The 21,711-nt window shown below is 75.2% G+C and carries 15 protein-coding genes; 14 read left to right on the forward strand and 1 reads right to left on the reverse strand.

Annotation, left to right across the window (positions count from 1 at the left end):
• The first annotated feature begins 1 nt into the window (after nucleotide 1).
• The 8 genes from carB (at nucleotide 2) to J1M40_RS06680 (ending at nucleotide 10,621) form a co-directional block, all read left to right on the forward strand.
• Nucleotides 2-3,307, forward strand: coding sequence for a carbamoyl-phosphate synthase large subunit (gene carB, locus J1M40_RS06645; RefSeq protein WP_010078599.1), 3,306 nt, complete (start codon nucleotides 2-4; stop codon nucleotides 3,305-3,307).
• Nucleotides 3,304-4,191, forward strand: a complete 888-nt coding sequence (gene pyrF / locus J1M40_RS06650; RefSeq protein ID WP_036313723.1) for an orotidine-5'-phosphate decarboxylase — start codon at nucleotides 3,304-3,306, stop codon at nucleotides 4,189-4,191. Before carB ends, pyrF begins: the two co-directional genes overlap by 4 nt.
• Nucleotides 4,192-4,329: 138 nt before the next feature.
• Nucleotides 4,330-4,644, forward strand: coding sequence for an integration host factor, actinobacterial type (gene mihF / locus J1M40_RS06655; protein ID WP_010078601.1), 315 nt, complete (start codon nucleotides 4,330-4,332; stop codon nucleotides 4,642-4,644).
• 71 nt (nucleotides 4,645-4,715) lie between these two features.
• Nucleotides 4,716-5,366 (forward strand): guanylate kinase, encoded by a 651-nt coding sequence (gene gmk / locus J1M40_RS06660; RefSeq protein WP_010078602.1) that lies wholly within the window; start codon nucleotides 4,716-4,718, stop codon nucleotides 5,364-5,366.
• A 66-nt stretch (nucleotides 5,367-5,432) separates the two neighbouring features.
• A complete protein-coding gene (gene rpoZ / locus J1M40_RS12985; protein ID WP_036313731.1) occupies nucleotides 5,433-5,873 on the forward strand; it encodes a DNA-directed RNA polymerase subunit omega in 441 nt (146 codons plus the stop codon).
• Nucleotides 5,874-5,880: 7 nt separating this feature from the next.
• Nucleotides 5,881-7,167, forward strand: a complete 1,287-nt coding sequence (coaBC, locus tag J1M40_RS06670) for a bifunctional phosphopantothenoylcysteine decarboxylase/phosphopantothenate--cysteine ligase CoaBC (protein WP_036313734.1) — start codon at nucleotides 5,881-5,883, stop codon at nucleotides 7,165-7,167.
• A gap of 15 nt (nucleotides 7,168-7,182) precedes the next feature.
• A complete protein-coding gene (gene metK, locus J1M40_RS06675) occupies nucleotides 7,183-8,445 on the forward strand; it encodes a methionine adenosyltransferase (protein ID WP_036313737.1) in 1,263 nt (420 codons plus the stop codon).
• Between the two features lie 112 nt (nucleotides 8,446-8,557).
• A complete protein-coding gene (locus tag J1M40_RS06680) occupies nucleotides 8,558-10,621 on the forward strand; it encodes a primosomal protein N' (protein WP_257997795.1) in 2,064 nt (687 codons plus the stop codon).
• 66 nt (nucleotides 10,622-10,687) lie between these two features.
• Here the strand turns inward: J1M40_RS06680 and J1M40_RS06685 are convergent, their stop codons facing one another.
• Entirely contained in the window at nucleotides 10,688-11,572 is an 885-nt protein-coding gene (locus tag J1M40_RS06685; RefSeq protein ID WP_342356891.1) for an alpha/beta hydrolase, read from the reverse strand.
• 444 nt (nucleotides 11,573-12,016) lie between these two features.
• Between J1M40_RS06685 and J1M40_RS06690 the strand changes: the two genes are divergently transcribed.
• From J1M40_RS06690 to holA, 6 genes are all read left to right on the forward strand, one after another.
• Entirely contained in the window at nucleotides 12,017-13,342 is a 1,326-nt protein-coding gene (locus J1M40_RS06690) for a membrane protein (protein ID WP_036313747.1), read from the forward strand.
• Between the two features lie 157 nt (nucleotides 13,343-13,499).
• Complete coding sequence (gene leuS, locus J1M40_RS06695) at nucleotides 13,500-16,007, forward strand: leucine--tRNA ligase (protein WP_036313750.1); 2,508 nt, start codon at nucleotides 13,500-13,502, stop codon at nucleotides 16,005-16,007.
• 46 nt (nucleotides 16,008-16,053) lie between these two features.
• Nucleotides 16,054-17,028: a DegV family protein gene (locus J1M40_RS06700; protein ID WP_206450624.1), complete on the forward strand. Its 975-nt coding sequence runs from the start codon at nucleotides 16,054-16,056 to the stop codon at nucleotides 17,026-17,028.
• 129 nt (nucleotides 17,029-17,157) lie between these two features.
• The gene (locus tag J1M40_RS06705; protein WP_036313756.1) at nucleotides 17,158-18,015 is read left to right on the forward strand and encodes a ComEA family DNA-binding protein; all 858 of its coding nucleotides are present in this window, start codon (nucleotides 17,158-17,160) and stop codon (nucleotides 18,013-18,015) included.
• Nucleotides 18,012-20,612, forward strand: a complete 2,601-nt coding sequence (locus J1M40_RS06710) for a ComEC/Rec2 family competence protein (protein ID WP_223247540.1) — start codon at nucleotides 18,012-18,014, stop codon at nucleotides 20,610-20,612. Before J1M40_RS06705 ends, J1M40_RS06710 begins: the two co-directional genes overlap by 4 nt.
• 10 nt (nucleotides 20,613-20,622) lie before the next feature.
• Complete coding sequence (holA, locus tag J1M40_RS06715) at nucleotides 20,623-21,642, forward strand: DNA polymerase III subunit delta (RefSeq protein ID WP_036317182.1); 1,020 nt, start codon at nucleotides 20,623-20,625, stop codon at nucleotides 21,640-21,642.
• The last annotated feature ends 69 nt before the right edge of the window (nucleotides 21,643-21,711 follow it).

The following is a 21,711-nucleotide window of genomic DNA, read 5'->3' on the forward strand; positions in this document are numbered from 1 at the left end:
CATGCCCAAGCGCACCGACCTGAAGTCCGTCCTGGTCATCGGCTCCGGCCCCATCGTGATCGGCCAGGCCGCCGAGTTCGACTACTCGGGCACCCAGGCCATCCGCGTCCTCAAGGAGGAGGGCGTCCGCGTCGTCCTCGTCAACTCCAACCCGGCCACGATCATGACCGACCCGGAGCTGGCCGACGCCACCTACGTCGAGCCCATCACCCCGGCCGTGGTCGCCAAGATCATCGAGAAGGAGCGCCCGGACGCCCTGCTGCCCACCCTGGGCGGCCAGACGGCGCTGAACACCGCCATCGCCCTCGACAAGGACGGGGTGCTCGAGCGCTTCGGCGTCGAGCTGATCGGCGCGAACATCGAGGCCATCGAGCTCGGCGAGAACCGCGAGCTGTTCAAGGGCGTCGTGGAGCGTGCCGGCGGCGAGTCCGCCCGGTCCCACATCGTGCACACGATGGAGGAGGCCCTGGCCGCCGTCGAGGACCTGAAGTACCCCGTGGTGGTGCGCCCCTCGTTCACGATGGGCGGCCTCGGCTCCGGCATGGCCTACGACGAGGCCGACCTGTACCGCATCTGCGGCGCCGGCCTGCAGTACAGCCCGACCTCCGAGGTCCTGCTCGAGGAGTCCATCCTCGGCTGGAAGGAGTACGAGCTGGAGATGATGCGGGACAAGAACGACAACGTCGTCGTCGTCTGCTCCATCGAGAACGTGGACCCCGTGGGCGTGCACACCGGCGACTCCATCACCGTGGCCCCGGCCATGACGCTGACGGACCGCGAGTACCAGAAGCTGCGGGACATCTCGATCAACGTCATCCGCGAGGTCGGCGTGGACACCGGCGGCTGCAACATCCAGTTCGCGGTGAACCCCGTGGACGGGCGCGTCGTCGTCATCGAGATGAACCCGCGCGTCTCCCGCTCCTCGGCGCTGGCCTCGAAGGCCACCGGCTTCGCGATCGCCAAGATCGCCACCAAGCTGGCCCTGGGCTACACGATGGACGAGATCCCCAACGACATCACCCAGAAGACCCCGGCGTCCTTCGAGCCGGTCCTGGACTACGTGGTCGTGAAGGTCCCGCGCTTCGCGTTCGAGAAGTTCCCGGCGGCGGATCCCACGCTGACCACCACCATGAAGTCGGTCGGCGAGGCCATGGCCATCGGCCGCAACTTCACGGAGGCCCTGCAGAAGGCCCTGCGCTCGCTCGAGCAGAAGGGCTCGGAGCTCGCGTTCCCGCAGGACGCCGACCCGCAGGCCCTGCTCGCGGCGGCGAGCACGGCCACCACCGACCGGCTCTCCCAGACCCAGCAGGCGCTCTACGCCGGCGCCACGATCGAGGAGGCCTTCGAGGCCACCGCGATCGACCCGTGGTTCCTGGACCAGTTCGTGCTCATCAACGAGGTCGCGGACGAGATCCGCGACGCCGAGGTCCTCGACGAGGCCCTGCTGCGCCGCGCCAAGCGGCACGGGTTCTCCGACGCCCAGATCGGCTCGCTGCGGCACATGGACGCCGCGGTCGTGCGCGGCGTGCGTCACGCCCTGGGCGTGCGCCCCGTCTACAAGACCGTGGACACCTGTGCCGCCGAGTTCGAGGCCTTCACCCCGTACCGGTACTCCAGCTACGACCTCGAGACCGAGGTCGCCCCGCACGAGGGCGAGTCGGTGATCATCCTCGGCTCGGGCCCGAACCGGATCGGCCAGGGCATCGAGTTCGACTACTCGTGCGTGCACGCCACCATGGCGCTGCGCGAGGCCGGCTACGAGACCGTGATGGTCAACTGCAACCCGGAGACGGTATCCACGGACTACGACATCTCCGATCGCCTCTACTTCGAGCCGCTCACGCTCGAGGACGTCCTGGAGGTCATCGCGGCAGAGGAGGCCTCCGGCGGCGTGCGCGGCGTCTTCGTGCAGCTCGGCGGCCAGACCCCGCTCAAGCTGGCCCAGCAGCTCGCCGACGCCGGCGTGCCGATCCTGGGCACCTCGCCCGCGGCCATCGACCTGGCCGAGCACCGCGGTGAGTTCGCGCTCGTGCTCGAGCGCGCGGGCCTGGTGGCGCCGAAGAACGGCACGGCCGTCTCCTTCGACGACGCCAAGCGCGTGGCGGACGAGATCGGCTACCCCGTGCTCGTGCGCCCCTCCTACGTGCTCGGCGGCCGCGGCATGGAGATCGTGTACTCCGAGGAGGCGCTGGCCCACTACGTGGCGCACGCGACGGAGATCACCCCCGACCAGCCGATGCTCGTGGACCGCTTCCTCGAGGACGCGATCGAGATCGACGTCGACGCCCTCTACGACGGCACCGAGCTGTACCTCGGCGGCGTCATGGAGCACATCGAGGAGGCGGGCATCCACTCGGGCGACTCCGCGTGCGTGCTGCCCCCCGTCACCCTGGGCCCGGACGTGCTCGAGCGCGTGCACCGCGCCACCGAGCGGATCGCGGCCGGCGTCGGCGTGCGCGGCCTGATCAACATCCAGTTCGCGCTCGCCTCGGACGTGCTGTACGTGATCGAGGCGAACCCGCGCGCCTCGCGGACCGTGCCGTTCGTCTCGAAGGCCACGGGCGTCCAGCTGGCCAAGGCGGCCGCGCGGATCGGCGTCGGCGAGAGCATCGCCGACCTGCGCGCGGCCGGCATGCTGCCCACGGCGTACGACGGCGGCACCCTGCCGATCGGCGCGCCCGTGGCGGTCAAGGAGGCGGTGCTGCCGTTCACCCGCTTCCGCACCGCGGAGGGCCGCGTGGTCGACTCGCTGCTGGGCCCGGAGATGCGCTCGACGGGCGAGGTCATGGGCATCGACAAGCACTTCGACACCGCGTTCGCCAAGTCCCAGTCCGCCGCCGGCGGCCCGCTGCCCACCTCGGGGCGCGTGTTCGTGTCGGTCGCGAACCGGGACAAGCGCACCCTCGTGGGCCAGGCCAAGCGCCTCGTCGACCTCGGCTTCCAGGTGGTCTCCACCGGCGGCACCGCCGAGGTGCTGCGGCGCAACGGCATCCCCGCGGAGGTCGTGGCGAAGATCGCCGACGCCGGGCACGAGGACGGCGCGGGCACCGTGCTGGAGCAGCTGCACGCCGGCACCGTCGATCTCGTGCTGAACACGCCCTCCGGCGGCGACGCCCGCACGGACGGCTACGAGATCCGCGCGGCCGCGACGTCGCTCGGCGTGCCGGTGATCACGACCACGGCCGAGTTCGGGGCGTGCCTGCAGGCCATCGAGGCCATGCGGTCCTACGAGTGGTCCGTCACCTCACTGCAGGAGCACGACGCGCGCCTGCAGCAGGCTGTCGCCGGTCCGGAGGCCGCGGCGTGACCACGACGGCGACGGGCGGCGCGGGGCCCCGCGCCCCCTTCGGGCGGCGGCTGGCCCAGGCCATGGAGACGGCCGGTCCGCTGTGCCTCGGCGTGGACCCCCATCCGGGCCTGCTGCGGCAGTGGGGCCTGAGCGACACCCCGGCGGGCCTCGAGGCGTTCTCCCTGACCGCCCTCGAGGCGGCGGTGGGTCCCGAGGGGCCCCGCGTGGCGGCGATCAAGCCCCAGGTGGCGCTGTACGAGCGCCACGGATCGGCCGGCCTGGCGGCCCTGGAGCGGCTGCTCGCGGCCGCCCGGGACGCCGGGGTGCTCACGATCGCGGACGCCAAGCGCGGTGACATCGGCTCCACCATGGACGGCTACGCCGCCGCGTGGATCGCCGATGCCTCGCCCCTGGCCGCGGATGCGGTGACGCTCAGCCCGTACCTGGGTTTCGGCACCCTCGTGCCGACCATCCGCGCCGCCCACGAGGCCGGCCGCGGCGTGTTCGTCCTCGCGCTGACCTCCAATCCGGAGGGCCGCGAGGTCCAGCACGTGGGCGAGGGGTCGGCCGAGGGATCGGTCGCCCGGCGCATCGCCGCGGCGGCGGCCGCCGAGAACGCGGCCCTGCGCGGCGACGACGCGTGGGGGCCGGTGGGACTCGTCTTGGGCGCCACGGTGGCCGCCGAGGCGGACCGCCTCGGCCTGGACCTGCCGGCCCTCGGCGGGCCCCTGCTGGCGCCCGGGTTCGGTGCCCAGGGCGCCACGGCCCGGGGCATGCGGGCCGACTTCGGGACGGCCTGGCCGCAGGTCTTGGCGACCTCGTCCCGCGGCATCCTGAGCGCGGGCCCGTCGGTGGCCTCGCTGGTGGACACGATCGAGGAGAATCGCGCCGCCCTGCGGTGACGCCCGCGTCCTCCCGGCGCGCCCGTGCCGTGTGGACGGGATGGTATCTTCCCTTTCGATCGGCTGTGCTCGTCGTCCTTGACCATGGAAGGGTCACGACGGGGCCGGTGGGGAACGAGAGGCATCGAGGTCAGACCCATGGCGTTGCGGCAGCTCAGTGTGCAGGAGAGGGCGGAGGCCCGGAGGAAGGCCCTCCAGGCCCGCCAGGCGCGGGCGGAGCTCAAGGCGGCCTTCGCCGCCGGTGAGGTCGGCCTGGCCGACATTTTCGCGCGCGCGGACGCCGACGACGCCGTCGCCCGTCTGCGGACCGTGGACCTGCTGCTGGCCCTGCCGGGCGTGGGCGAGGTCCGGGCCCGGGAGGCGATGGCGGGGTGCGGCATCTCGCCGCGGCGTCGGCTGGGCGGCCTGGGCCGTCGTCAGCGCGAGGCGCTGATCGCCTATATTGGCCGGTGACCCCCACATCCCGGCGGGTCGGCGCCGGCCCGGGTGACGGGTCTGCGAGGCCCGTCCCACCAGGAGGATGCGTGACCGACACGTTCGACCCCGGACCCGCCCCCGCCGTCCCGGTGGCCCGCACCGCCGTCCAGGAACGCCCTCCGGGCCCGGGCGTCACCGTCCTGGCCGGCCCCACCGCCGTCGGCAAGGGCACCGTGTCGGCCTATGTCCGCGAGCACTACCCCGAGGCCTGGCTGTCCGTCTCCGCCACCACCCGCCCGGCGCGCCCGGGCGAGGAGGACGGGGTGCACTACTACTTCACGACGCCGGAGGAGTTCGACTCCCTCGTCGAGGCGGACGAGATGCTGGAATGGGCCGTCGTCCACGGCGTCCACCGCTACGGCACGCGGCGCGACCGTGTGATGGAGGCCGTGGCGCAGGGGCGCCACGTCCTGCTGGAGATCGACCTGCAGGGCGCGCGCCAGGTCCGCCGTGCGCTGCCGGAGGCCACCTTCGTGTTCCTGGCGCCGCCGAGCTGGGAGGAACTCGTGTCCCGGCTGCTCGGCCGCGGCACCGAGAGCCCGGAGGAACAGCGGCGTCGGCTCGAAACGGCTAGACTGGAACTCGCAGCGGAACCCGAGTTCGACGCCGTCGTCGTGAACGACCGCGTGGAGCGGGCCGCCGAGGAACTGGTGAGACTCATGGGGCTGGACCCCGAGCGCCGTCCGACCGAGGCCTGAGGACCGGCCGCACCGACGCCGCACCCGGCGCCGACGTGACAGTGAGATGAAGACTTTGGAGACCCCGTGACCGAACAGTACGAAGGCATCGTCAACCCGCCCATCGACTCCCTGCTGGAGCGGGTCGACTCGAAGTACGCCCTGGTGCTCTTCGCCGCCAAGCGGGCCCGGCAGATCAACGCCTACTACTCGCAGCTGCACGAGGGGCTGTTCGAGTACGTCGGCCCGCTCGTGGACACCCAGCTGAACGAGAAGCCGCTGTCCATCGCCCTGCGCGAGATCGAGGCCGACCTGCTCGAGTCCCACGAGGCCGTCGAGGCCACCCCGGAGGCCGACCTGGCCGCCGAGGACTTCGGCGACTTCTCCCTGCCGGGCGAGGACGACCCGTTCGCCACCCTCGAGTCGTCCGACGCCCACCAGCCGATGGGCGATCCCGCCGCCATCGAGGAGGCCGCCGAGACGGTGCGCGCCGAGGAGGGCACCTCCGAGGACGCCACGGAGGCCTGAGCCCGTCATGGAGATCGTCCTCGGGGTCGGCGGCGGCATCGCGGCCTACAAGGCGGCGCTGCTGCTGCGCTTGATGACCGAGGCCGGCCACGGCGTGACCGTGGTGCCCACCGCCAACGCCCTCGAGTTCGTGGGCGCGGCGACGTGGGAGGCCCTCTCCGGTCGCCCGGTCCGCACGGACACGTTCGAGGCGGTCGACGAGGTGAACCACGTCCGGCTCGGCCGGCGTGCGGACCTCGTGGTGGTCGCGCCGGCCACGGCCGACCTGCTCGCGCGCACCGCCGCGGGGATGGCGCCCGACCTGCTGGGCAACGTGCTGCTCACCGCCACGTGCCCCGTCGTCCTGGCCCCCGCCATGCACACCGAGATGTGGCACCACCCCGCCACGGTGGCCAACGTCGCCCTCCTGCGCGAGCGCGGCGTCACGGTCGTGGATCCCGCCGTGGGCCGCCTCACCGGGGCCGACTCCGGCGCCGGACGTCTGCCCGAGCCCGCCGAGATCTGGGAGCGTGCGCAGGCCGCCGCCGCCGCGGGCGCCCCGCGCCGTCCCCGGGCCTCCGGGTCCGACGCCGAGCCGACGCCCGGCCCGCTGGCCGGTCGCACCGTGGTGATCACGGCCGGGGGCACCCGCGAGGCCCTGGACCCGGTCCGCTACCTGGGGAACCGCTCCTCCGGCAAGCAGGGGGCCGCCCTGGCGCGCGCCGCCCTCGACGCCGGCGCCACCGTGCGGTTCGTCGCCGGGTCCATGTCCGTCCCGACGCCCGAGGGCGTCGAGCGCGTCGTGCCCGTGGAGTCCACGCAGGACCTGTTGGACGCCGTGCAGGCGGAGGCCGCCGACGCCGACGTCCTCGTGATGGCGGCGGCCGTCGCGGACTTCCGGCCGGCCGAGGTCTCGGACGCCAAGATGAAGAAGGGCGACGACGGCGGCGCGCCCGTCATCGTGCTCGAGCGCACCCCGGACGTGCTCGCCACGGCCGTGCGCACCCGCTCCGAGGGCGGGCCCATGGCCCCGCTCATCGTCGGCTTCGCCGCGGAGACCGGCGACGCGACGTCCTCCGTGCTCGAGTACGGCCGGGCCAAACTGGCGCGCAAGGGCTGCGAGATGCTCGTGGTCAACGAGGTCGGCACGGACAAGGTGTTCGGCCGGGACGAGACCGCCGTGACCATCCTGTTCGCCGACGGCCGCCCCGCCGTGGAGGCCGCAGGCTCCAAGGACGAGGCCGCGGCCGCCGTCGTGCAGGCGATCGTGGATGACCTCGCCGGTCGCGACCCCGTCGGCGCGTCGGGCCGCTGACCTAGACTGTGCGGCATGACCGATGCCGCCTCGCTGAGCCCCGCCCGCCACGCCGACCCGTATTCGGGGGTGGGCGGCGGAGAGCTCCGCCTCTTCACCTCCGAGTCCGTCACGGCGGGCCACCCCGACAAGATCTGCGACCAGATCTCCGACGCCATCCTGGACGCGATCCTCGCCGCCGACCCGTCGGCGAAGGTGGCCGTGGAGACCCTGACCACCACCGGCCTGGTGCAGGTGGCCGGCGAGGTGAACACCTCAGCGTACGTGGAGATCCCCAGGATCGTGCGCGAGACCATCCTGGACATCGGCTACGACTCCTCGGCCAACGGCTTCGACGGCGCCCAGTGCGGCGTGAACATCTCCATCGGCCAGCAGTCCTCGGACATCTTCGCCGGCGTCTCCCGGTCCCTCGAGGCCCGCGAGTACGGCTCGGCGGACGAGGTGGACGAGCAGGGCGCGGGGGACCAGGGCATCATGTTCGGCTACGCCACGGACGAGACCCCGGCGTACATGCCCATGCCCATCTACCTCGCGCACCGGCTCTCCGAGCGGCTCACCGCGGTGCGCCGGGCGGAGAACACGCCCATGCCGTACCTGCTGCCGGACGGCAAGACGCAGGTCACCATCGGCTACGCGCCCGGCCACGTGCCCACCACGGTCGAGGCCGTGGTGGTCTCCACGCAGCACCACGAGTGGGTCACGCAGGAGCAGCTGCGGGCGGACGTGGAGGAGCACGTGATCCGGCCCGTCATCGAGCGCTCCGGCCTCGACACCTCCGGCATGCGGATCATCATCAACCCGGGCGGCAAGTTCGTCATCGGCGGCCCCGTGGGCGACGCCGGCCTCACCGGTCGCAAGATCATCGTGGACACCTACGGCGGCATGGCCCGGCACGGCGGCGGCGCCTTCTCCGGCAAGGACCCGTCCAAGGTGGACCGCTCCGCCGCCTACATGCTCCGCTGGGTCGCGAAGAACGTGGTGGCCGCCGGCCTCGCCTCGCGCGCCGAGTTCCAGGTGGCCTACGCGATCGGTTCGGCCCGGCCCGTGGGCCTGTACGTGGACACCTTCGGGACGGCCACGGTGCCGGAGGAGAAGATCATCGAGGCCGTGAACGCGGTGTTCGACCTGCGTCCGGCCGCCATCGTGAAGGAGCTGAACCTCCTGCGGCCCATCTACCGACGGACCGCCGCGAACGGCCACTTCGGCCGGGACGACGCCGACTTCACGTGGGAGCGCACGGACCGCGTCGAGCAGCTGCGCGCTGCCGCCGGCCTCTGACCCGGAGGCGGGCATCACAGACGCGCTGTTCGCCCTCCCGGAGCCGGAGGACGCGCCCCGACTGCCGGAGCGGGCCGAGGGGTGGCCGGAGCGGCCGATCGCACGCGTCCTGCTGGACTCGCCCGTGCCGCACCTGGACCGCGAGTTCGACTATCTCGTGCCCGTGGCCCTGGACGACCGGGCGGTCCCCGGCTCCCGCGTGTCCGTCCGCTTCGGCGGACGGGCCATGACGGGCTGGCTCGTCTCGCGGGAGCAGGAGCCGGCCACCGGCGCCCAGCTCACCGAGCTCACCGGCGTGCTCACCGTCATCCCGCCGCTGACGGAGGAGGTCCTGGCGACCGCGCGCGCGGTGGCCCGCCGCCAGGCCGGCGTCGTCACGGACGTGCTGCGGGCCGCGGTGCCCCCGCGCGTCGCGCAGGTCGAGAAGGCCGCCCTGGCGGAGGACGCGGAAACCGCCGCGGACCACCCTGTGACGCTGACCGGCACGGACGCCGAGCGCCCGGAGCCTCCCGCGGCGGAGGAGGGCCTCGTGCCCACGGTGTGGGAGTCCCTTGAGGGGGGCACCGCGTTCGTGTCCGCCGTGCTGGCCGGGGACGCCGCGCGGGCGGCCGCCGTCGTGCCCTCGCGCCTGTTCGAATGGGACGAGGCGGGCGCGCTGGCCGCCCTGGCGCGCACGGTGGCCGCCTCGGACGGCGGCGTCCTACTGCTGGTGCCCGACCACCGCGACCTCGACCGGCTCTGCGCCGCCCTCGACGAGCACGTGGGGGAGGACGCCTACGCGCGGATCGGCTCCGAGGACGGCAACACGCCCCGGTACCGCGCCCACCTGGCCGCGCTGCGCGGCACCCGGCGCATCGTGGCCGGCACCCGGGCCGCCGTGTGGTCGCCCGTGCGCGACCTGCGGCTGGTGGTGCTCTGGGACGACGGCGACGACGCGTGGGCAGAACCCCGCGCGCCCTACTTCCACGCCCGAGAGGTCGTGCTGGAGCGGGCCCGCGCGACCGGCGCGGCGCTGCTCTTCGCCGGGCCCTCCCGGTCCGTCCCGGTGCAACGGCTCGTCGAGTCGGGCTGGCTGCTGCACCTGGGCCCCTCCCGCGCGACCCAGCGGGAGCTCGGGCCGCGGGTCGTCTCCACCGCCGACGCCTGGGAGACGGCGCGCGACCCGTTCGCGCAGCGGGCGCGGTTGCCGCAGGCCGCCTGGGCCGCCGCCCGCGCCGCGCTGCTCGGGCCACGGCCCGGCCCGGTGCTCGTGCAGGTGGCCCGGGCCGGCTTCATCCCCGCCCTCGTGTGCGAGCGCTGTCGCACGCCCGCCCGCTGCCGCGTCTGCGCGGGGCCGCTGGGCTTCCGCGACGCGCGGGCCGCCCGGCACGGGGAGGTGGCGTGCCGGTGGTGCGGCACCCGGGAGCGCGGCTTCCGGTGCACCGAGTGCGGCGGCACGACGCTGCGGGCCGGGGCCCGCGGCGTGGACCGCACGGCCGAGGAGCTGGGCCGGGCGTTCCCGCGCGTGCCCGTGCACGCCTCCTCGGCGCAGCACATGCTCGGCTCGGTGCCGCCCGGGCCCTCCCTGGTGGTGGCGACCGTGGGGGCCGAGCCGGTGACGCCCGACGGCTACGCGGCCGCCCTGCTGCTCGACGGGGACAGCCAGCTCCAGCGCGAGGGCCTCGACGTGCCGGGCCGCGTGCTCGCCCGCTGGCTCGCGGCCGCCTGCCTGGTCCGCCCCGCCTCCGACGGGGGCGTCGTGGTGGTCACCGCGGACGCGGGGGAGGCGGTGAACGCGCTCGTCCGACGGGACCCCGACGGCTTCGCCGCGCGCCAGGTCGCCGAGCGGCGCGAGCTGCACCTGCCTCCCGCCGGCCGCCTCGCAGAGGTCACGGGGGAGGCCGCCGCCGTCGCGGAGTACCTCGAGCTCGTGGAGGCCGCCCGCCGGGAACGGCCGGACGAGGACGTCCACGAGGATCCGCACTCGGCCCCGCTCGACGGCGGCCCGGCGCGGCTGCCCTGGATCGGGCCGGTGCCGGACCCCGCCGACGAGACCCGCTCCCGCGCCCTGCTGATCTTCCCGTACGCGGCGGCCGAGGCCACCGTCGGCGCCCTGCGCGCCGCCCGGTCCGCGGCGAGCGCCCGGCGCGAGACCGCCCCGGTGCGGGTGCGGCTCGACCCGGCCGGGGTGCTCTGAGGGGGCGGCCGGACCGACCCCCAGCCCGAGGGGCCGGAGCGCGGCGACGCCGGGGCGACGACGACGTCAGCGGCCGGCGCGGCGGAACCAGTCGCGGATCAGCGCCGCGCAGGCGGCCGGCCGCTCGTAGTGCAGCAGATGCCCGACGCCGTCGAGGACGTGCAGCTCCGCTGTGCCGCCCGCGGCGTCGATCGCCGCGGCGAGCGCCTCCTGTGCCGGCACCGAGCCCAGCGGATCCTCCCGCCCCGCGACCAGCAGCACCGGCAGGGTGAGGCGGGCGGCGACGTCGGCCACGGAGCCCGTGCTCGAGGCGCGGTACGCCTCGGAGAGCATGCGCGCGGAGGCGAAGCCCGAGAAGTGACGCCGGTGCTGGTCATGGGTGTACGCAAGGACATCCCTGTCCCTGGTGCGGGTCATGGCGAGCGTGGTCGCCCACACGACCGGCGGCGCGCCCAGCAGCAGCCGCGCCGAGCGCTCGGGCAGGCGGGCGGCGACCTCGTAGTACCCCTCGGCGACGGCCGCCAGCACCCGACTCGTCGCGGACGCCGACGCCTGCAGCGCGGGTTCGGCGATGGGGTTGAGCAGGACCAGCCGTCCCCACCGGGACGGCTCCCGGGCGACCAGCTCGGCCGCCACCGTCGTCCCGTAGGAGTGTGCGACCAGCACGGGGGCGGCCGGCAGCCCCAGGGCGACGACGGCGGCGGCCACCGCGTCCGCGTGATGGGCCACGGTGTGCTCGGCGCGGGGGAAGGGCTCCGAGGCCCCGAAGCCGGGCAGCTCGATCGAGTGGATCGGATGCTCCGGGAGCGCGTCGGCCAGCAGGGCGAGGCCGTGGTGGTCCCCGCGGAAGCCGTGCACGAACACGAGCGGGGCAGCGGCCGCGTCCCCCTCGAGTGCGCCGGGCGATCCCGGCGCGGCCACCGGAACGGGGGCATACTCCCACACGGCCACGGACGACGGGGTCCTGCGGACGGGGTCCGGGACCGCCAGGGTACGCCGGCGGGGCGTCCGGGCCGGGTGGCCCGTGAGCACGCGGGGATCGGCGGGCGCCGCGGGCGGGCGCAGCAGATCGCGCAGGCGGACGGGCGGGCCCGGACAGGCACGTCCCCACCCTAGCCAGGCCGGCCTGGAACCTCACCGACGTCACCCACGCCTCCCGCACGCTGCAGATGGACCTGGGCGCGGGGACGGGGTCCGCCGAGGTGCTCGGCCTGATCACGGCCGCGGGCGTACCGGCGGGAGGGCGGCCCTGGGGTGGGCCTGAGGCCACGCTGCCCGGAACCCGGCGACGTCTGGTCCTGGCCACGATGGCGCACGCGTGCCTACCGTACTCCAGCCCGTCCTCGGTCCCGGGGCCCGGACGGGCGCACCCCGTCTCCCACGAAAGGCCCATGCGTGCAGCACCCCGTCGCCCTCAGATCCCTGAAGATCGCCCTCGCCTTCGTCGGTCTGCTCGTCGGCGCCGGCTTCGCCACCGGCGCCGAAGTCATCCAGTACTTCGTCGGCTTCGGCTGGATCGGCATCGTGGGCGCGGGACTGGCCGGCCTGCTCGTCACCGCCGGCGGCGCCGTCATCCTCCAGCTGGGCAGCGTGTTCCTCGCGGCCGACCACAAGGTCGTCTTCCGGAGCGTCTCACACCCCGTGATGGCCCGCATCCTGGACGTCGTGGTCACGGTGACGCTCTTCGCGATCGGCGTCGTCATGCTCGCCGGGGCGGGCTCGACGCTCGCCCAGCAGTTCGGCTGGCCGACGTGGGCGGGCTCCACCCTGATGACCCTGCTCGTGCTCGTGACGGGCATGCTGGACGTGGAGAAGGTCTCCGCGATCATCTCCCTGATCACGCCCCTGGTGGTCGTCGCGGTCGTGGCCGGGTTCGTCCACGTCCTGGTCACCCGCGACGGCGGCTTCACCGCCCACGAGTCCCTCGCCGTCCAGGCCACCACGCCGGTGGACCCGTGGTGGCTGTCCTCGGTCAACTACTTCGGCCTCGTCGTCGTGATGGCCGTGTCCATGTGCCTCGTGATCGGCGGGTCCATCACCCACCCCCGTGAGGCGTTCCTCGGCGGCCTCACCGGCGGCCTGATGTACACCGTCCTGCTCCTGATGGCCTCCACGCTGCTCTACCTCGGCTACGCCGAGATCGGCCGCGCCGACGTCCCCATGCTGCGGCTGTTCGCCTCGATCGCGCCCTGGCTGGGCTGGGCGATGGTCGTGGTGATCTACCTGATGATCTACAACACCGCGATCGGCATGTTCTACGCGCTGGGACGCCGCCTCACGGCCGACCATCCGGGCCGCTACCGCCCCGTGTTCGCCGGCGTCACGCTGCTGGCCTTCGCGGTGAGCTTCGTCGGCTTCGGCGACCTGATGAACGTCGTCTACCCGGCGCTGGGCCACCTGGGGATCGTGCTCGCGCTCGTGCTCCTCGTCTGGTGGCTCACCCACCGCCGGCAGATCTCCGCCGAGTCGGGGCTGCGTCTGCGCCTGCTCGCGCTGCTCCGCCTGCGTGAGCATCCGGAGAAGACCTTCACGGCCCAGCACGCCGTGCAGCTGCAGGAGGCGGTCGGGGACTCCGTGGCGGCCCCAGGCGCGGTGACGGAGGCCCTCGAGGACGAGGTCGCCCAGGTGCTGGAGGAGGACGACGCGGTCACCCCCGACGAGGTGCATCCCGGTCCCGACGCCGGGCCCGAGCGTCCGGCAGGCGGCAGCCACTCCGCCTGAACGCGCCTGCCCGGCCGGGCACGGCGTCTCGGAGCGGCCCTGTGGCCGAGCCGGGGCGCCGTCGCCGTAGGATGGGGTGGCCGGCCGTGCCGCCGGCCCCGTCCGCGCCGCCCGAGGGCCGGCGCCCCATCCCGACTGCGTGAGGACTCGAACCGCCGTGAGCCAGACCCCCGACAGCGCCGTGCCGGCCACCCCCAGCATCCCCGCCGACGCGGAGTACTCGTTCCGTGACGTGGAGGCCCGCTGGGCCGGGTACTGGGAGCAGGCCGGGACGTTCGCCCCGCGCGAGGACGGCTCCGAGACCCGCACCGTGGTCGACATGTTCCCGTACCCGTCGGGCGACCTGCACATGGGGCACGCCGAGGCGTTCGCGATGGGCGACGTCGTCGCGCGCCACTGGATGCAGCGCGGCTTCGACGTGCTGCATCCCATCGGCTGGGACTCCTTCGGCCTGCCGGCCGAGAACGCCGCCATCAAGCGCGACGCCCACCCGGCCGAGTGGACCTACGCGAACATCGAGACGCAGAAGCGCTCCTTCCAGCGGTACGGCATCGCCGTGGACTGGTCCCGTGAGCTGCACACCTCGGACCCCGAGTACTACCGGTGGACCCAGTGGCTGTTCCAGCAGCTGTACCGCAGGGGCCTGGCGTACCGGAAGGACTCCCCGGTCAACTGGTGCCCCCAGGACCAGACGGTGCTCGCCAACGAGCAGGTCGTGGACGGCCGCTGCGAGCGCTGCGGCACCGAGGTCACCAAGCGGACCCTGAACCAGTGGTACTTCCGCATCACCGAGTACGCGGACGCGCTGCTGGACGACATGGACCAGCTCACCGGCCACTGGCCCGAGCGCGTGCTCGCCATGCAGCGCAACTGGATCGGCCGCTCCGAGGGCGCCCACGTCGACTTCCAGGTCGAGGACGGCCCCGTCGTCACGGTCTTCACCACCCGGCCGGACACGCTGCACGGCGCGACCTTCATGGTGGTCGCCGCCGACGCCCCGCTGGCCGCCGAGCTCGCCGGCGACGACGTGCGGGCCGAACTCGAGGCGTACCGCGAGGACCTGAAGAAGGTCTCGGACATCGACCGCCAGGCCACGGACCGTCCCAAGAGCGGCGTGTTCCTGGGCCGCCACGCGGTGAACCCGCTGACCGGTGAGCGTCTGCCGATCTGGGCCTCGGACTACGTGCTGGCCGACTACGGCACGGGCGCCATCATGGCCGTGCCGGCCCACGACCAGCGCGACCTCGACTTCGCCCGCGCCATGGGCCTGCCCGTGCGCACCGTGCTGGACACCGGCGAGGAGGACCCGGCGGTCTCCGGCGTCGCGACGACCGGCGAGGGCATCCTGGTGAACTCCGGGGAGCTCGACGGCCTGGACAAGACCGCCGCCATCGCGCGGGCCATCGAGATCGTGCAGGAGCGCGGCACCGGCCGGGGCACCACCACGTACCGCCTGCGCGACTGGCTGCTCTCCCGTCAGCGCTTCTGGGGCACCCCGATCCCCGTGGTCCACTGCCCGGACTGCGGCGAGGTGCTCGTGCCGGAGGACCAGCTGCCGGTCACCCTGCCGACCGACCTCAAGGGCGAGCAGCTCGCCCCCAAGGGCCAGTCGCCCCTGGCCGCGGCGACGTCGTGGGTCGAGGTGGACTGCCCGCAGTGCGGCGGCCCCGCGCGACGGGACACCGACACCATGGACACGTTCGTGGACTCGTCCTGGTACATGCTCCGCTACGCGTCCCCGAACGACGACGCCCGCGTTTTCGACCCCGACGCCCTGCGCCGCTGGCTGCCCGTGGACCAGTACGTGGGCGGCGTGGAGCACGCGATCCTGCACCTGCTGTACGCCCGCTTCTTCACCAAGGCCCTGCACGACCTCGGCCTGGTGCCCTTCACCGAGCCGTTCCGCGCCCTGCTCAACCAGGGCCAGGTGCTCAACGGCGGCAAGGCCATGTCCAAGTCGCTGGGCAACGGCGTGGACCTGGGCGACCAGCTGGACGAGTTCGGCGTCGACGCCGTGCGCCTGACCATGGTGTTCGCCTCGCCGCCCGAGGACGACGTGGACTGGGCCGACGTCGCCCCGGGCGCCGCCGGCAAGTTCCTGGCCCGCGCGTGGCGCCTGGCCCGCGACGTCCGCGCGACGGGCGCCCCGGCCGGCACGGACCCGGCGGGCGGGGCCGTGACCCTGCGCCGGGTGACCCACCGGACCGTGCACGAGGCCCAGCAGCTGCTGGACGACGGCAAGTTCAACGTGGTCGTCGCCAAGACGATGGAGCTGGTCAACGCGGCCCGCAAGGAGATCGACGCCGGCGCCGGCGCGGCCGACCCCGCCGTCCGCGAGGCCGCCGAGGCCGTGGCCGTGCTGCTCTCGCTCGTGGCGCCGTACACGGCCGAGGACATGTGGGTGCTGCTCGGCCACGAGCCCTCCGTGGTCCGCGCCGGCTGGCCCGCGGTGGACGAGGCGCTGCTGGTCGAGGACACCGTCACGGCGGTCGTCCAGGTCAAGGGCAAGGTCCGCGACACCCTCGAGGTGCCCGCGGACATCACCGCCGAGGATCTCGAGGCGCGCGCCCGCGCGTCGCAGAAGGTGCGGAACTTCATCGGGGACGCCGAGATCGTCAAGGTGATCGTGCGCGAGCCCAAGCTCGTGAACCTGGTGATCCGCTGACCGCGTGAGACCGTCCCCGACCGGGCCGGGGGAGAGGAGGCAGGCCGTGGCGAGCATCGAGCAGTGGCGCGACGATGCGCTCGTCCGCCTGCGCTCCCGCCGCTCCCAGCTGGCCGGGCGGGCACGCTACGGGCTGCGCCCGCCCCGCCGGGACCGCACGGCCGTCGTCACGGACTCGGCCGCGGCCCTGCCCGGCGCCGTCCTCGGACACGGTCTGGCCGCGGGGATCCGCCAGGTGGCGCTGCCCGTCATGGTGGGCGAGCAGATCCACACGGAGGGCACGGACGAGCTCGCGCTGGAGCTGCCGCTGGCCCTGGCCGCCGGCACCCCGGTGCGCACCTCACGGCCCTCGCCGGGCGCGTTCCGGACGGCCTACGCCGAGCTGGCCCGCGCCGGCTACGCACGCATCCTCTCCGTCCACCTGTCCGGCGAGCTCTCCGGCACCGTGGAGGCCGCGCGCCTGGCCGCCGCGGAGGCCGAGCGCCCGGTGACCGTGGTGGACTCGCGCACCGTGGGCTTCGCGCTGGGCATGGCCGTGGTGGACGCCGCCGTGGACGCGGGGGTGGGCATGCCCGTGGCCCGCATCCGCGAGCGGCTCGAGGCCACCGTGGACTCCAGCCACGTGCTGTTCACGGTGCCCAGCCTCGAGCAGCTGCGCCGGGGCGGGCGGATCAGCGGGCTGGCCTCGCTGCTGGGCACGCTGCTGCAGGTGCGCCCCGTCATGGCCGTCGACGACGGCGCGATCGGCCTGGTCGACCGCCCGCGGTCCGCGGCCCGGGCCGTCGACCGGCTCGTGGAGCTCGCGACCGAGCGGGCCGGCGGGGACCCGGTGCGGATCGCCGTGCACGAGTACGGCGACCCCGAGACGGCCGTGCAGCTCGCGGAGCGGCTCCAGCCGGTCTCCACCACCCCCGTGCCCGTCGTCGAGCTGCCCGCCGTGCTCGCCGCGCACCTGGGCCTGGGCGCCCTGGGTGTGGTGATCTGCCCGCTGGAATCGCCCACGGGGGGCTCGGGGGACTGAGGCCGCCCGTGCGGGAGCGCCGAGGAGACGGGCGCGTCCGTTCCTGCACACCACCCTGGACCGCGGAGGTCATCCCCAGGTCGGGTGCGGGACGCGCCCGACTCGGCGACGGGGCCGCAGACTGCCCGCATGAGCCCCAGCCACCGCCTCTGCGACGATCCGCCCGCCTTCGCCCCGGACCCCGCGCCCGCGGCCGCCCCCGACGTCGACACAGCCGGCCCGCACGCCGCGTCCCGGTGGGAGCGCACCCCACCTCGGGGCCCGGTGCTGCGGTGGCGGCCGGCCCTGCTGGCCGTCACCGTGCTGCTCGTCGCCGCCACGGCCTGGTGGGCGGTGGCCTGGCTGACCACCCCGGCGCCGCCCGCGGCCATCCCGGCGGCCGCGGCCGGTGCAGGCATCCCGCAGACCGACGCGCCCTCCACCGCCCCGTCGGCGGCGGGCACCGACGCGCGGACGTCCGAGGCGGGGCCGTCGGGGGAGGCGTCCGGCCCCGCCGGGTCCGGCCCGCTGCGGGTGCACGTGGTGGGCGAGGTCGCCCGGCCGGGAGTGGTCAGCCTCGCGCCGGGCTCCCGGGTGGCCGACGCCGTGGGCGCCGCCGGCGGCCCGACCCGGCACGCCCGGGCGGAGCGCATCAACCTCGCGGCCCCGTTGGACGACGGCCAACAGGTCCTCGTCCCCTCCGCCCGCACACCGCAGGACGCCCTGGACCGGGTGGCCGGGGCCGCGCAGGCGCAGCCCACGCCGACCACGGGCAGGGCCGGTGGCGGAGGCGAGCCGGGCGGCGCCGAGTCCGGCGACACCGTGGACCTGAACACCGCCGACGCCACGGAGCTGCAGACCCTGCCCGGCGTCGGCCCCGCCACGGCGGAGAAGATCATCGCCCACCGCGAGACGGTCGGCCCGTTCACCGGCCTGCAGGACCTGGACGCGGTGCCCGGCATCGGCCCGGCCACGCTCGACCGGCTGCGTGACCACGTCTCGTGGTGAGCCCGGCCCCGGGCCCGCCCAGCGATCCCGTGGACCGCCGCGCCCGCCACCGCGAGGTGCCCGGCCCGCTCGAGGCCCGGTGGGTGCCCGCCCTGCTCGTCTGCCTGACCCTCGGGATCCTCGGCGTCGCCTGGGACGCCCCGGCCCGCTCGGCGGCGGCCCTCACCGGGCTGGCCGTCGCCGCGACCACTGTCCTGGGCGCCGCCCGCTCGACCGGTCGGATACGGGGCGTGGCCACCGCGACGACGCTGGCCGGCGTGGCCGCGGCCCTGATGCTGCAGCACTCGGCCGGGCCCGCCGCCGCGGCCAGCGCCAGCGGCTGGACCGGCGCGGTGCACGCCGGCTCACCGCTGCGGCTCGAGCTGACCCTGGACGGGCCCGCCACCCGGAGCGAGGCGACCTTCGGCCCACGCTGGAGCGTGCCCGTGCGGGTCGAGACGTTCGGTCATCCGCCGCGGGCCCCCGAGGCGGCCGTGACGGCCCGACTCACGGGCGGGGGCGCACCGCCCGCGACGATCGCCGCGCCGTTGGACGGGACGGCGGCCCCCGGCGGCGGGCCGGGATCGCGGGTGTGCGTGGTGGCCCGGCCGTCGAGGTCCGGCTCCACCGTGTTCCTGGCCGCCGCGGCCGCCCCGCAGCCGGGACCCTGCCCCGGCGGGGCGGAGCCGGCAGGCGGGGCCACCGACGGCGGCCCGGGCCCGCCGCGGCGGGAGGCGCTGCGCGCCGCGTTCCGTCAGTCCGCGGAGGGCACGGTCGGCACGGCGCCGGAGCTCATCCCGGGGCTGGTGCTGGGCGACCGCTCCGCCCAGGGGGCCGCCCTCGACGACGCCATGAAGGCCTCGGGCCTGTCGCACCTGTCTGCCGTGTCCGGGGCCAACGTGGCCATGATCCTCGGCGCGGTCGCGATCACCCTGCGCAGCGCGCGGGTGCACCGGGCGGTGGTCCTCAGCGCCGGGCTGGCGGTCCTCGGGGTGTTCGTGGTCGTCGTGGGGCCGGAGCCGTCGGTCCTCCGGGCGGCCGTGATGGGCGCTCTCGGCGCCCTCGCGGTGTTCTTCGGCCGCGCGCGGCAGGCGTTCGGACTCCTGACGGTGGGCGGCACGGCCCTGCTCGTCGCGGTGCCGGCCCTCGCCGTGGAACCGGCCTTCCACCTCTCCCTGGCGGCGACCGCGGGCATCGTCCTGGGCGGCGCGCCCCTCGACCGTGCGCTGCACGCCGGGCTCGGCCGGGTGCTGCCCGACGTCGTGGCGCGGTGGCTCTCGGCGTCGCTCGCGGTGACCGTGGCCGCCCACCTGGCCTGCCAGCCGATCATCCTGGCCATGACCGGTGAGGTGTCGGCCTACGCGGTGCCGGCCAATCTGCTGGCCGCCCCGGCCGTGCCGCCCGTGACCGTCCTGGGCACCCTCGCCGCGGCCCTCGCCCTGCCCGCGCCGGGGATCGCCGCCGCCCTCGTCGCCGTGATCCAGTGGCCCGCGGCCTGGATCGGGTGGGTCGCCCACACCAGCGCCTCCCTGCCCGGGGCGCTGCGTCCGTGGCCGGCCGGAGCCCTCGGCGCCGGGCTGGGCGTCCTGCTGGTGGCCGCGACGCTCCTCGGATTCGCCGCCGTGCTCCTGCTCGAACGACGCCGGGCCGCCCCGGTGCGGCGTGTCGGCCGCAGCGCGCCGCGGACCCGCGAGCGCCTCCCCGCCCTGGTCGTGCTCGCCGCCGCGCTGGCCGCGGCCACCACGGGTGCGGTCGGGGCGGTCCTCGTGCCGCGGGCCTCGGGCGCGGCCCCGCCGGACTGGGCGGTGGCGTTCTGCGACGTCGGCCAGGGAGACATGGCCGTGTTCCGGTCCGGCCCGCGCGCGGGGGTCGTCGTCGATGTCGGGCCCGAGCCTGGGCTCGCTCGTCGCTGCCTCGACGACCTCGACGTCGACCGGGTGGACGCCGTGCTGCTCACTCACCTGCACGCCGACCACACCGGGGGACTGCCCGGCGTGGTCGACCGCGCCTCCCGCGGGGCGGTGCACTACGCGACCCGGGACGCGCCGGCGCAGGGCAGGGGAGGGCGCGGCGGCGAGGCGGACGGCGTCGACCGGCCCGCCGACGCGGCACGGCTCCGCACCGGCGCGACGGGCACGGCCGGGCCGGTGCGGTGGCACGTGCTGCTCGCCGACGCGCGGGCCCCCGAGGAGAACGACGCCTCCGCCCAGGTGCTGGTCACCGTCGAGAGCGAGGCCGGTCCGGTCACGACGCTGATCACCGGCGACATGGAGGAGGACGCCTCCGCGGCATGGGTCGCGGGGCACCGGTCCGATGCCGCCGCTCCGCCGCGCGTGGACGTGCTCAAGGTCGCCCACCACGGGGCCCGCAACGGTGGGACGGCCGTGCCGCGCGCGGTCGGCGCCCGCCTGCACATGGTCTCCGTGGGCGCCGACAACCCGTACGGACACCCCCACCGGGCCACGGTGGACGCGCTCGGCCGCCTCGGGCCGGTGGCCCGCACCGACCTGCACGGCACGCTGGCCCTCACGGCCGCGGACGGCCCCGACCCCGACGGCGCGCCCGAGATCACGGCTCACACCGTCCGCCCGCCCTCGAGCGTCCGCACCGGACCCTAGGATGGGACGCATGTCCGCCGCCCGCAGCCCCCGTTCCGGCCGAGCCGGCCGCACCGACCCGCTGGCCTGGCGGCGAGCCGAGCCCGCCCCGCTCATGCTCCTCAAGGGACCCGAGGACCATGCCGCCCGCTGGGTGACGGACCGCGTGACCCAGGCTCTGCGCGAGCGCCACGGCCAGCTGGAGATCCACCGGCTCCGCGCGGGGGAGTACCAGCCCGGCCAGCTGGCCACCGCGGCCAGCCCGTCCCTCTTCGCCGAGCCCACCCTCATCACGGTCGAGGGCCTCGAGGCCATGAACGACGCGTTCCTCGAGGACGCCCTGCGCCTCGTCCAGCAGGGCCCCGGCGCGGACGACGTCACGCTCGTGCTGCGCCACACCGGCGGCAACCGCGGCAAGAAGCTGCTGGACGCCGTCGCCCAGGCCGGCACGGTGGTCGAGTGCGTGCCGCTGAAGAAGGACGAGGAGCGGCTGGCCTTCGTGCAGGCCGAGTTCCGCGACCGGCGTCGGCGCATCGACGAGGAGGCGGCCCGCGCGCTCATCCGCGCCACCGGCGCCTCGCTCACGGAGCTCGCGGCCGCGTGCGCCCAGCTCGTCGACGACACCGAGGGCGTCGTCACCGTCGAGACCGTGGACACCTACTACAGCGGCCGCGTGGAGGCCACGAGCTTCGCGGTGGCCGATGCGGCGCTCGAGGGGCAGGCGGCGAGGGCCGTGTCCCTCGTGCGGCACGCGATGGCCACCGGCGTCCACCCGGTGATGATCACCGCGGCGCTCGCGCTCAAGGCGCGGCAGGTGGCGCGGATGATCGACGCCCGCCGGCCCGCCGCCGAGCTGCCGTCCCTGCTCGGGGTGGCCCCGTTCCAGGTGCGCTACATCCAGCAGGCGGCGCGGCACTGGACGGCGGCCGGCATCGCGCAGGCCGTGGAGTGGATCGCCCAGGCCGACGCCGAGGCCAAGGGCGCCTCCCGCAACCCGGAGTTCGCCGTCGAGCGCGCGGTCATCCGCGTGGCCACCGCCGTCAGCCGCTGACGGCGCCGCCGGACGGCACCCCACGGGGGCAGCCCGGACACGAAACGGCCCCCGCACCGATCGCTCGGG

Origin of the sequence: Micrococcus sp. KRD026 (assembly GCF_017168445.1) — a bacterium.
GTDB classification, from domain to species: domain Bacteria; phylum Actinomycetota; class Actinomycetes; order Actinomycetales; family Micrococcaceae; genus Micrococcus; species Micrococcus luteus.